The 13,056-nt window shown below is 45.9% G+C and carries 7 protein-coding genes; 2 read left to right on the top strand and 5 right to left on the bottom strand.

The features are described 5' to 3' along the window. Positions 1-4 precede the first annotated feature (4 nt). From KE626_RS07755 to KE626_RS07775, 5 genes are all read right to left on the bottom strand, one after another. A complete protein-coding gene (locus KE626_RS07755) occupies positions 5-3,142 on the bottom strand; it encodes a SusC/RagA family TonB-linked outer membrane protein (protein WP_211972305.1) in 3,138 nt (1,045 codons plus the stop codon). A gap of 369 nt (positions 3,143-3,511) precedes the next feature. After that, positions 3,512-4,402, bottom strand: a complete 891-nt coding sequence (locus KE626_RS07760) for an alpha/beta hydrolase (RefSeq protein WP_211972306.1) — start codon at positions 4,400-4,402, stop codon at positions 3,512-3,514. 81 nt (positions 4,403-4,483) lie between these two features. Further along, entirely contained in the window at positions 4,484-6,871 is a 2,388-nt protein-coding gene (locus tag KE626_RS07765) for a glycoside hydrolase family 127 protein (RefSeq protein WP_211972307.1), read from the bottom strand. Positions 6,872-6,989: 118 nt separating this feature from the next. After that, positions 6,990-8,918, bottom strand: a complete 1,929-nt coding sequence (locus KE626_RS07770; RefSeq protein ID WP_249207347.1) for a family 43 glycosylhydrolase — start codon at positions 8,916-8,918, stop codon at positions 6,990-6,992. Between the two features lie 222 nt (positions 8,919-9,140). Next, on the bottom strand, positions 9,141-11,153 hold the full coding sequence (locus KE626_RS07775) for a M13 family metallopeptidase (protein ID WP_211972308.1): 2,013 nt from the start codon (positions 11,151-11,153) through the stop codon (positions 9,141-9,143). 415 nt (positions 11,154-11,568) lie between these two features. On the opposite strand from KE626_RS07775, the gene KE626_RS07780 reads away from it, so the two are divergent. Next, on the top strand, positions 11,569-12,156 hold the full coding sequence (locus KE626_RS07780; RefSeq protein ID WP_211972309.1) for a hypothetical protein: 588 nt from the start codon (positions 11,569-11,571) through the stop codon (positions 12,154-12,156). Positions 12,157-12,197: 41 nt separating this feature from the next. Further along, positions 12,198-12,785 (top strand): hypothetical protein, encoded by a 588-nt coding sequence (locus tag KE626_RS07785; RefSeq protein ID WP_211972310.1) that lies wholly within the window; start codon positions 12,198-12,200, stop codon positions 12,783-12,785. Positions 12,786-13,056 lie beyond the last annotated feature (271 nt).

Below are 13,056 nucleotides of genomic sequence, written 5' to 3' on the forward strand. Positions count from 1 at the left end.
ATGTTTAGAAAGTAAAGTTGGCGCCGAGGTTGTAACGCTTCACAGTAGGATAAGCACCTTGTGATGCCCAGCCAGTGCCTGCAAAATTTGATTCGCGGTCGTCCGGCATTTTACTCCAGGCTGCCAGGTTATTACCATTGAGATATATCCTCATGGATTCGAGGCCTGCACGGCGTATAAATCCCTTATCAAAAGTGTATGCGATTTCTGCATTCTTTAATCGCAGGTAAGAACCATCGTACATATATTGGTTGCCACGGTAATAGCCCGCCGGTGTTGACAACCAGCGTGGCATCGGAACATCTGCGCCGGTATTGTTCTTTGACCAGTAACTGCCTTCGTTATAAACCGTGTGTCCCTGGGAGCCTAAGCTGTTAAACACCACCTGCCGCGTTACGTTATTCACGCCATAAAACTGTACGAAAACACTTAATCCTTTCCAATCCACGCCGAATGTAGCGTTATAGGTATTCGTAGGCCAGCCGCTGTGACCATAGGGGATATTATCGTTTGCGTCGATCACACCATCGCCATTATAGTCAACGATGTAATAGTTACCCGGTAACTTTTGATTGTCGTTGGTGTTGTGGATCGTACTGCCATACAGTTCATCCCAGGTATTGTAGTACCCCTGGTTCACATACGAATAAGCCTGTCCGATCTGCATGCCCTCTGATTTTTGATAAGCAGGCAACAGTTCAGGGTTGTCGGCCTCGATGATTTTATTTTTGGTATGGGTCATATTCAGGTCAGACCAAAGCCTGAGTTTTTTCGAAGCCTGGTAGTTGAAGTGTAACTCCACCTCATACCCATGCGAGGTTACCCGGCCAAGGTTGGCCACCGGCGGGGTGGTGCCGTAATAAGAAGGTACGGAAGACCTGTTAGCCAGCAATATTTTGGAACGCTTGTCCTGGAAGAAATCCATCTTTCCTTTGATGAATCCCTTGAACAATTCAAAGTCGGTGCCCACATTAATTTTCTCCGCCTGTTCCCATTGTACATTTGGATTACCTACGGTAGCTTCCCGGTACCAGTTGAACGGGCTCTGTTCGGCGCCTTCGCCGGTAGTACCCAAGCGCGACCGGCCACCATAGGCCCATTCAGTCATATACAGGAAGCGGCCGGCTACATCATCAAAGCCGGTTTGCCCGTAAGAAGCACGGAATTTCAACAGGTCCAGGAATCCAATATTTTTCATGAAGTTCTCATTGGACATGATCCAGTTCACACCACCGGAAGAGAAGAAAGCAAACCGGTATTCCGGTGCAAACTTTTCCGAACCGTTATAAGCGCCGTTGTATTCTACCGTATACTTATCGTTGTAGGTGTAAGTGGTACGGAACACCCAATCTTCGCGGTACGAGGGAATCATACTGCCGTAGGCCGTAATATTACGGTTCAGCAGTCCCATGGCGGTTACGTTGTGTTTATCCGCAAAGGTTTTAGCATAATTAAGCTGCAGCTGGTAAAAGAGCCTGCGCTGGTTATCTGTTACAGCGCCTGCTGCCGGCGACCACTTCACGCCTTCCTGGAAATCGAAATTGGTAACGCCGTCAAAAGCGCTCTTATAAAATACATTGCCTGTTTCAGGATCCACCCATTTGCGCTGCACATCATGAAAAAGATCATTCACCCCTCTGTCACTTTCAACGAAGGTATTGTCCATGGAAAGTGTGGCGTTGAGCTTTAATCCATCGAGGAGCATATCCAGGTTTTGCTCCACCGAAAAGTCAGTAGTGATGCGGGTAGTCGTCTGGTACTGAATCCCACCCACTGCGAGACTTCTGGCCGAGTTTTCTGCCCGGCCTTCATTAGGAGCAAAGTACCCCCAGGAACCGTCGGCATACACTGGTAGAAATACATCGGGCGCGGTGGTATACGCATCGATCCAGGCGCCGTATTGACTCCCTGAAAATCCCCATGGGCTTTTTCTCACCCCGTATGATCCGGAAAGATTTACTTTAAAGAGTGTAGAGGGCGTTAGTTGAAAATCGAGGTTGGAACGGGCATTTAATCGTGTAAAACCGAAACCTGGTTTGTATCCTCTCCTGTTATCGTATATTTTAAAAAGATCTCCTTCATGCAGAAAATCCGCGCTGGTGAAATATTTTACGGAACGCGTGCCTCCGCTGATATTCACATTCGCATTTTGCGACATCGCGTAATCCTTGAATAAGGCTTTTTCCCAGTCTACATTAGGATAGCGCTCGGCCTCTTCCAGGTTAGCAGGGTACCGGTATTTATCCAGGACAGCCTGAGGGTAAAAGTTATTCCAGCTTTCAGGTTTTAACGCCAGTTCATACTCTATGGCCTCATTGATGGTGCGTAAAGCATCATACGAATCCGCTTTACCGGGTAATTTGGAAGGCGCTTTCATAATAGTGTTTACGGTAGCCCGGATAGATGCTTTGCCCGTTTTCCCTCTTTTAGTGGTAATGAGAATAACACCATTGGCGCCCCTCGAACCAAATACCGCTGTTGCAGAAGCATCCTTTAAAACGGTGACTGTTTCCACGGAGCCGATATCGACACTTGTCATCGGACGTTCCACACCATCCACCAATACCAGCGGATTGCTGTTATTCCAGGTGCTAAGGCCACGGATAATAAGCCGAGGGTCTTCTTCACCGGGTAAACCGGTACTTTGGGCGGTGATAAGACCCGGTACATTCCCGGTGAGTGCAGCGCCAATATTTGATACGCCACCTGCCCGTTCCAGGACTTTGCCGGTAGTTTGTGAAACTGCGGCGACCACGCTTGCTTTCTTCTGCCGGCCATAACCTACTACCACCACATCTTCCAAGCCCACCACCTTATCTTTCAGGGTAACGGATATATCCTGCCGGTTTTGGATATTCACCTCCTGCGATTGCTTTCCTATGTAACTAAAAACAAGTACGTGTTTACCGGACGGAACATGAATGAGAAATTTACCGTCACCACCGGTACTGGTACTGACCTTTGTGTCTTTTACCAATACCGTAGTACCCGGGATGGGTGTCTTTTTTTCATCCAGCACTACTCCCCGGACCACACCTGCATCCTGGGCCTGTAACGGAGAATAACCGGGTGCTGCCGACAGCATCAACGCTGTCACCACCAGCCATTTCCATGACACCTGCGAAAGAATCATTTTAAACATGGAATTCAAAATATTTAATGTTAGGGCAATAAGGGTTCTGACAGCCTGTATCAGACCGTCACGCCGGATACCGGCTGGAACAATTACAATGCGATAAAAAGGAGTATCCCTACAGAGATGCGGATACTACCTGGTTAAGTGATGAAACTGAATTTGGTTGTAGCGGGACGTGGCGACCCGGGCGCACTGAAACTTCATAAGTAATCATTTAGCGTTTAAGTAGAGAATTTTTTCATAACGTAAAAGTTGCAGATCGGTCAGCACACACTGAAACAAAAAACAACAGCCGAATCTACTATAGGGAAGTATCTATAAATGGCACGAATCTCCAAAAGGATAGCAATAATGTATAAATAGGACGCAGACCTGTTATCTTTCCGCAGGCGCTCCTTCCGCCTCATATTTTGAGAACGTGGCAGTATCCACTGGTTTAAAGATCAACCGGGAAAACATATACAATCCATTCTTCCACACTTTAAAGTCATGCACGCCCGGTTCAATGTAATAGATGTGTGGCACATTGTTTTTTTGCAGGTATTCATGTGTGCGTTTGCTGAAAGCAATTAACCCGTCGCTGGCGCCGCAGGAGATCCAGAGTAATTTTATTTGCTGCCTTGCTGCTGCCGGATCCGGCACCAATTGCTCCGGTGCTTTCGTATTAGGTGCAGAGGAGAAACCGCCTATCCACGCAAACTTGTCCAGGTTGCCCAGGCCAAAATTCAATGACTGCCCGCCTCCCATTGATAAACCTGCAATGGCCCTGTGATCCTTGTCGGTGTAAACGGGATAATTCTTTTCTATATAGGGAATAAGATCATTCAACAGGTCTTTTTCAAAAGTAGCAAAGGCCTGTACTTTATCAGGCGCCATTACATTGCCGGTAGCCCGGTCGTCTTTCATAGCCCTTCCGTTAGGCATCACAACAATCATAGGCTCAATTTGTCCTGCGGCGTAGAGGTTATCGAGGATTACCTGGGGAGTACCACCTTTTAACCATTCCTTCTCGTCGCCGCCAATACCATGCAGCAGGTATAACACCGGGTATTTTTGCTGTTGGGAAAATCCCGGTGGTATATAAATCAGCGCTTTACGCGGGCTACCCACTGTTGCCGAATGATAACTGATGGTATCAATCCTGCCATGTGGGATAGGTGTACGCAGGGAGTCGAAACCAGCCGGCGCGTGTTCAGCAACATTTTGTGTAAAAGCCGGTACTGTAAACAATAGAAAAAGGGAAAGACTAAATACTGTTTTTTTCATAGCGTGTATTTTTTATGAAATAAAAAATGGGGAGATCAACCGGCTATGTGCTGTTTAACCGGTTAATCTGTAAACTGCCTGCTATTTTTTTAGCAGACGTATATAGCAAACCGCACTGGTGCTGCCTTGCGGCGGGGATTGGAATTTTATACTGATACGATCTTTATCTTTTATCATGGCAGCTGGAACAGTATATGTTACGTTAAAGAAGCCGGGCTGCTTCCAACGCGCTGTATTGTCTTCCGAAACAAGTCTTTCTCCGTCGATATAAATATCAAATTTCCTGCTGCCCCGTTCTGCGCCCTGGTAACGTACCATTAATTGAATATTGGTTTCCCTGTTGGTAGCCATGCTATAACTAAAATATCCCCCGTTGGCCGCCTCTCTCCAAAATTCATCGGAAGATGACCCCGTCCGGGATTGATGGCTTTGGATATTGTGATCAGCTTCGGGCTGCTGTTCACCTGGTGCAACAAAGTCTATAGTACGCTGCTGCAGCGCCAACCTTTCTTTTTCTGTGGCGGCCAACGAATCGAGATAAGTTTGGTACTGGGTACCACTCAGCGCCATCCAGTACACCATATACCTGGCATCATGGATTTGATAGAACGGCTCCAACACCAGCTTCGCCGGGTTGATCATTTTCAATGCAGGGAAAGTAAAGGCCAGGGGTTTATCTTTTACCGGTACCAGGCCATCCGCCATAGCAGAGAGGTTGTCTTCAACAATAACCGGCGCCTTATCAACCGGTAACTTTTCCCCGCTGGCAATATGCCCCCAGCGGCTATCGTTGGCAACGAGACCGGTCAAATGTTCTGTGCCTGTTTTTGCCGCCAGCAGCACCGGCCCATGCATGATAGCGATATAGGCGGGTACGTTTGGCAGGCGTTCTATGGTGTTATGCATAGGCAACTGAATATCTACCACATCGTTTTCTTTCCATGTCCTTTCCAGCGCAATGTAAGAGGAAGGACTGACGGTATAGTTTACCGGCTTGCCATTCACCATCATCTTCAGGGTGCCTTCTTTTACCCATGCGGGATAGCGCACCATCAACACAAACCGCGAAGTTCCTTTTGTGACGGTTAACCTGGTTTTCTCCGTATAAGGAAATTGTGTTTCCTGCCTGATAGTAATGCCCCTCGCTTTCCAGTTAAGTTCTGATGCTATAAAGAGATTGAGCGACAGCGAGTCATTTCTGTGCGTATAAATCAGCCTGTTGTATTGCCCGTGATTTTCCATGCCGGTACCTACGCAGCACCACATCGCCTCATTGGGCGCGGAGTATACCCGGTAATGGCGCGGACGCAAAGGTGTAAAATATACGTAGCCGCCGTGAACCGGATGCTGAGTGGACAATATATGGTTGTACAGTGTTCTTTCGTAGTAGTCGATATATTTTGCCTCCGGGTTGATTCTGAAAAGATCTTCTGTCAGCTTCAGCATATTATTGGAATTGCACGATTCCGGACCTTCCACATCATTGATAAAATCCATGCAGGCGGTGGTACCGGGGAAAAATTCCCTCCTGCTGTTTCCTCCGAAAGCCACGCTCCGGTTGGTGGTTACGGTTTCCCAAAAAAAACTGCCCGCTTTGCTGTATTGCGGATCATGGGCCAGTTCTCCTATTCTTTCAAAACCGACGGCTTTTGGCACCTGCGTGTTGGCATGCTTGTTATCAAGGTTATCAGTTCCGGCTGCCATGGGCGCTAACAGCATGTTATGCGAAAACTTCCGTGCTGCGTCCAGGTACTTATGATCACCCGTCATCTCATAAGCGTCCGCAAAAATCTCGTTCATCCCTCCATGTTCAGTGTCCAGCATGGATTGCATCTGGCTATCGGTTAGCGTGGCCACGATATTTATTCCCCAATCACAGAACAGTAAAAACAGCGCTTTAGCTTGCTGGTTGCCGGTGTATAACCAGGCATCCCGCAAACCAGCGTACATTTTATGCAGGTTGTACCAGGGAACCCAGGCAGCATGATAAGGCGTAAAATCCCCCGCTTTTAATGCTGACCATATCCTTTTACTGTTGGGTACTCCTCCTGCATATCCAATACCCCACTCCGGGTTATTGGCCGCGTTGGCATCCACGCAGGACTTAAGCTCCTGCAGCATATACTCCATTCTTCTTTTGCATTCCGCATTATGAGTCGCAGCAACGTTGATGGCTAAGGCAGACAAATAGTGGCCACCGATATGACCATCCAAACCATCCCAGTTTGAATATCCTTTTGTTTTTGCCGGCAGCCCTGCTTCTTTACGGTAGGGAGCCAGCAAACGGTCCACGTCATATTTCAACAGGGTTTGAATGTTGACATCCCGGGCATGCTTAAAAGGACCTTCCAGCAATTTTATATCAGAGAGGGAAAAGGTATTGTTGTACAGGCTGTCCTGCGCATGGAGACTGCTATTCATCAAAAAGATACACAGTATCATACCGGCCAAACCTTGTGCTATTCTCATATTTGCTTCTTTTTAAAGGAAGATAAATACTTTTATTATTTTTTTAAGAAATAATTGTCATTTACACAATTAAAATATAATAACCAGTGTAACCCTGCAAAACAATTACGGTGGTTTATTACCTGGTTGTTCTCAGGAAACGGATGCTTTGGATAGTGATATCTCCGGGCGATCCTTCGGGGAACCGGATAAAAAGATCATGCTGGCCGGACACCTTAGGTAAACTGCCGGTGTGTACGGCCTGCCCACCCGGCTTAACCGGCACCACAGCGATTTGCCGGCCATTCTGCGGGTCATCTGTCAGCAGCTCCAGTTGCCCTCCTTTGGTGGCACTGCCTGTTATCTCAACGGCTTTTGCCTCACCGCCGGCGCCAAAATCTACCCCGGATATCATCAGCCAGCCACCATGGGTGGAAGAATTTGTAACGCCCCGGTTATCGCCCCGATTTATTTTGCTGATGCCGTAATAATTATTGCTTCCTATCGCAGGTAATCCGGAGAAGCCGTCTTTACAAATAAAAAAATGAAAATCAACCGGCCCTCTCTCTGCAAACAGACCGATACTTGTGCCTACCCAACTGTTGAAATCAGGTTGTGCTTTATCGATGGGCGCCGCGCTCAGCGACGGACCAACCTGTTGCCAGCTTTTACCATCTGCACTAAAGAAGCCGGTCAACCGGTGTTCAAACCTTTCCAGTTTAAGCCAAACATCTTTTCCCTTAGGGTAGGGTACTTCCCTCAGTGCGGTATCTAATTGGAATACGATACGCGGATTATCACCATGCTTATAGTAGAGGCGAGCAAACACACTTTGTTTTCCGTTGGTAAGATAGATGCCGCCATGCGCTTCCGGAATGCCCACCCCCACATTTACCCGGGTAACGGTGGTATAATAATGGTCCGTTTCTTTTTGCACCAGGTGTGTTCTTCCGGTATCGGGAGATAAACGGATCCATCCTTTGCGTTGCGTCAGCGAATAGCTGGCGGCGGCGGGTTGCGTTAAAAAATGCCACCAGGAGCCCAGACTGTCTGTATCAAAACGATCAGTATGCACACTGCGCCAGGGCGTATTATCATTATCCAGTGCGGGCTTTACCACCGGCCCGCTAACCGGCGCCACTCCCCAGGGACGATCGCCCTCCCATACTACCCGGTAAAGTGAAGTTTGCCGCCCCATGCCGGACCAGTCATCATTACCACGCTTTTCATAACTCTGTCCCAATGTCCACCAGGTGCCATCAGCCAGCTGAACAGGCGCTGATATATGATTGGGACGCGGGAAAGTATTGCCGGGGTCCGTAATAGGTTTGAAAAAATCGCCCAGCCTTTCCCATTTGGAGGAATCGGCCGTCAGCGCCGTTGTACGCAAAACATACTGCCCCCCCGATACATCACCGGCCGGGAAATAATAATAGTACCCGTTGCGCTTACACATCACCGGGCCTTCGGCCCAGCTGTACTGCAAACCCGCATTCATCCAATCCAGGTTGATCACCGTATCAGTGAGCTGCCCGTCAACTCCAAGCGCCTGCAGTCTGTTTATTTTTTGTCCGTTTTTAATCACCATATAAGGCTTACCGTCATCATCTACAAAAATCGAGTTATCATAACCCAGCGGCCCTGTCCGGACATGTTCCGTTACCCGCACCGGGGCCGACCATGGTCCGGCTGGTGATGACGCCGTTGAAAACCATTGTCCATGCGAAGAAAAATAGATCCGGTAGGCGCCATAAAAATAGGTGATGGCTCCCTGCCATACGCCGGCGCCGGGACGATCTGTTACCATACCGGTATTTGCGGGCGGTAATACGCGTCCAATCACTTTCCAATGTACCAGGTCGGTGGAATGATAGATGGGGAGATAAGGGTTAAAATGAAAAGAAGAACCACAGTGATAGAAGTCGTTCCCTACCTTCAGTAACGTGGGGTCAGGATGATCACCAGGCAAAACCGGATTGACATAGGTATTTACCGCGGAATAGAAATTTACAGGATCTGCTGCCGGTTGTAGATCGGATGCCCCGGTAGAACCGCTTTGTTGGGCCATCCCGTTTTGTATCATCAGACTTAAACAGACAAAGACAAAAGTCATTGATCTTAAAAACATGTGCCAGATAATTTTTGTGGAGGCAAGGTAAGCAAGCACCCCTTCAACCGGCTGCCACAAATGTTGAAATGATGGGTAAAAATGTTCTGCCGGGGGATTATATGGCACTAAAAAGCTCCGACGGTTAAATACTGCCGGAGCTTACAAGGTCTTTTCCGCACCTTACCATATCTTGATCCGCTTATCTTCGTCCAGGAACATCTTCTCTCCGGATCGTACATTAAAAGCTGAGTAAAAAGCGGGGATGTTCATTAGCGGTCCATTTACACGCCATATGGGTGGAGAATGAGGATCATTATTAACCCAGTAGCGCAGGTATTCATCCTTCATTTTCACCCGCCAGATCCTGGCCACTGAAAGGAAAAATCGCTGGTCAGGTGTAAAGCCTCCGATCCTCGTTGTATCCTGTCCTTGTTTGGTCATTTTAAAAGCATCATATGCCACGGCAATTCCGCTGATATCCGCTGTGTTTTCTCCTACTGTAAGCGCCCCTTTTATATGAATGCTATCCAGTACGGTGAACGTACTGTACAGGTCAATGACCTGTTGTGTTTTGGCCTTAAACTTCTTATAATCTTCAGGTGTCCACCAGTTTTTTACGTTACCATCTTTATCAAACTGAGCACCCTGATCGTCAAACGTATGCGTCATTTCATGCCCGATCACCATACCAATGCCACCATAGTTAAGCGCGTCGTCAGCGTTATTGTCAAAGTAAGGAGGCTGCAAAATTCCGGCAGGGAACACAATCTCATTGGCGGAAGGATTGTTGTAAGCTGTAACTGTGGAAGGTGTAGTGAACCATTCAGTCTTGTCAACCGGCTTCCCCAATTTGGCGAGGTTGTATTGGAAGTTGTTCGCGGCTGCCGATACCACATTTTCAAAATATTTATTCCTCACAATATTTACCTTACTGTATTCTCGCCATTTATCCGGATATCCGATCTTTTTAGTGATAGCAAATAATTTCACCTTGGCTTTTTGCCTGGTGCTGTCACTCATCCAATCCAGCTTGTCCACCCTATTGGAGAACGCCTTCTGCAGGTTATTCACAAGCTCCAGCATCCGTGTTTTGGCAGACTCCGGGAAATATAGTTTCGTATATAATTGTCCCAATGCCTGGCCAAGATAGGTATCCACCACGCCTGACATGATCTCGCCGCGTGTTTTCTGCATGGTTTGTCCCGTAAGGACTTTATTATACTCAAAAGATGAATTTACAAAGGGTTTGCTAAGGTAATCTGCATAGGTACTAATATAATTTGCGCTCAGGTATACTTTCCAATCCCCGAGCGGAATCGATTTGAGAAGTGTGTTCAATTTGTCATAATAACCTGGTTGGGCTACATCCAGTGAATCAATGGTAGCACCCATATGTTGGAAGAAAGTTGTCCAACCTATATTGGGTTGTTGCTTATTTAAAGCCGCCAGCCCTACTTTATGGAAATTGGCTTTTACATCCCGCAGCTCAACATTGGTTTTATGTGCTGCTGCCAGCTGCTTTTCGATATTGTAAACAAGTGCCGCATTTTTTTGTGCTAAGGCAGTATCGCTTCCCGTCAGCATAAAAAGATCTGCGAGGTATTTTTTATATGCCTGCTGTATAGCAACAGTGGTTGTATCAGTCTTGAAGTAATAATCCCTGTCAGGCATGCCGATACCAGTTTGATAAATATGCCCAATATTCATGCTACTGTTTTCCTGATCGGGCGCAACCTGAAAGGCAATAAGAGAGATGTTTGACAATTTGGTTTCTTCTGCCATGAATGTAAGCATATCAGCAATACCGGTGATGGCATTAATCCGCTGTAACCCGGTTTTGAGCGGCTCAAAGCCACGCTGGTTGATTATATTGGTATCCATTCCGGAAGCAAAGAAATCACCGATCTTTTGTTCAAGGCTGCCCGGAGGATTATTACTTTTTGATACGCTATCAAGAATACCTTGTAACCTGAGACGTTGCTGATAGTTCATAAATCGGTATGCACCTACGCCCGACTGGCTGGGTGGTATCTGTGCGGTATCATACCATTTTAAATTTACATAATTATAAAAATTATCACCCGGCTGAATGGTCGAGTCGATTCCTTCAATAGCAATGAAGGGTTTTTTATTTGTTTGCGGTTGGCAGGCAACAAAAACTAAGAAAACGGATAGCAAAAACCAGTTTTTCATATAGATTAGATTGGTTGCGAAATGATGTTAAATGATTAATAAAGATATCGTTTCTATCTAATACTTTTTCAACTATACCATACTTCAGATGCCGGAATCTTTATAGTTCATCTTTGACAATCATGCGGACGGAAACGTAGGAATATACAGGAACATGCTTTTGTGAAGATTTAAATTAACATATTCCCACTGTATGCCCAAACAGGATCAAGATAAGATCTGTTCAAAACCAGGCCAGCACAACTTATTATAACGATAACGCATCTACGTTTTAGAAATCACACGTTCATGGTATTTCCATTATTTCATTTTTTAAACTGATTTTAATGTACTTAATTTGCACCCGCTCTGAAGTACGGTAGCAGTAACCTATAAATTGTAACACTAATTCATATTCATAAAATCCCAAAGCACAATGAAGAAGATCATATTGTTGACCCTTGCCTTTGCAGCATGTTTCAGCGCTTATTCTCAAAAGTTTATGCATGGCGCAGGCGTCATCGTTCTGGTAGATAAAACCGAGTATTCAGATGCCAGGGCAGTGGGTGGACTTACTTATTCCCCCCGCATTAATTTTTTCCGGAAAGATAATTTATCCTTATCTGTGGGTATTCCGTTGAGCGTGGGATTAGGTGGTAACTACAGCAGTCATATCGGCTCCTACAGGAATGAAACTACTAACATCCGCTTCATGTTCAATTTGCCGGCAATAGTCAATGCAAACTTTGGCCGCGGCTCCAGCAAGAACGCACATAGCCGCATGGGCTTTTTTGTAGGCGCAGGATACGGGTATCACTTTAGCACCGAGGCCGACAATTACTCAGGCGACTATGGCGAGTACAACTCTGCCGAAAGTTCCAGCACTACCGGTCCCGTGGCCAATGCAGGTCTTCGTATAGGCGTGGGCAGGATACACAACATAGAAATAAAACTGAGCTACATGAAAGGTGTAACAGATAATAAACCTGACATTTACAGTTTGGCAACACTGTTTAACTTCTAAACATTTCTTTTTTCACTTTATACCATTTATTCCTTTTCACTATGAAAAAATTATTTGCACTGATCCTCGTGGCTGGATCAATGATGACCGGCATTTCCGCACAGGCGCAGGATGTTGTTAAGGGTAACCTGACCTTCCTGAAAGATGTTAAAGAAATACAGATTTCTTATGTATACGATAATATAACCGTAGGCAAGGATGGCAAAGAAGCCACTTACATCAAAAGAAAAAAAGCAGAGAAAGAATCAAAAGAACCCGGCACCGGCAAAGCATGGGAAGAAAGCTGGATAAGCGATAGAAAAAATCATTACCAGCCAAAATTCAACGAGCTATTTGCGAAATATTCCAAAAGAACCATCAGCGAAGATGCTTCTACTAAATATATCATGGAAGTACACACCAAATTTATCGAGGTAGGATACAATGTAGGCATTAGTTCTGCCAAAGCAGCGGTTAATCTCGAAATTTATTTTTACGATGCTGCTGATAAATCTAAAGTCCTCTGCAAAATTATGCTGAATGATATGAAAGGCGGTAAAGGTCAGTTTGCCACCGGTCCGCGTATCGGTGATGCATACGCCAAAGCCGGTAAAGTACTTGGCAAATTCGTAGCTAAAAAAGCTAAATAGATCTAAGCATTTAAAACGGAAAGGCTGCCTCTTACGACAGAGGCAGCCTTTCTTTTTATGGTCATTGAAAGCGATGACTTTCTCTTAATAAACTGAAAAGCCTTCGCATAATGCGAAGGCTTTTTAATTTTTGCGGAGAGAGAGGGAGTCCTGTCGAACTCCTAATACCTCTTTTGAGTTTTTTAAACAATATTAAATAATTGATTTACAAATACTTTATACAAAATATAACAAAACTTCGAAGTTCATTCATTAAATAACAGAATATTTA

Origin of the sequence: Chitinophaga hostae, assembly GCF_018224885.1 — a bacterium.
Taxonomy (GTDB): domain Bacteria; phylum Bacteroidota; class Bacteroidia; order Chitinophagales; family Chitinophagaceae; genus Chitinophaga; species Chitinophaga hostae.